The following is a 278-nucleotide window of genomic DNA, read 5'->3' as shown; positions in this document are numbered from 1 at the left end:
CACTACTTGCGGAGTCTCGGTTGATGTCCTTTCCTACAGGTACTTAGATGTTTCAGTTCCCTGCGTTCGCCACTTTATCCCTATGTATTCAGGATAAGTTACCTAATATCGATACTTGTAAACCACAGCGGCAAACCGAACCGAAGTCCGCCCTGCCGCTCTGATTTTACAAGTATCTTAGGTGGGTTTCCCCATTCGGAAATCGTCGGATCAAAGGGTATTCGCACCTCCCCGACGCTTATCGCAGCGTATCACGTCCTTCATCGCCTGTGCATGCC

At 49.6% G+C, this 278-nt stretch carries 1 rRNA gene; it reads right to left on the bottom strand.

Annotated features, from left to right (window positions below):
* Window positions 1–278 (bottom strand): 23S ribosomal RNA (locus C7I85_RS30365); the annotation flags it as partial.

The sequence above is a fragment of the Pseudaminobacter soli (ex Li et al. 2025) genome (assembly GCF_003012705.1).
GTDB classification, from domain to species: Bacteria; Pseudomonadota; Alphaproteobacteria; order Rhizobiales; family Rhizobiaceae; genus Pseudaminobacter; species Pseudaminobacter soli.
Note: the sequence above shows the minus strand (reverse complement) of the source record. Positions and strands in the feature narration are given on the sequence as shown.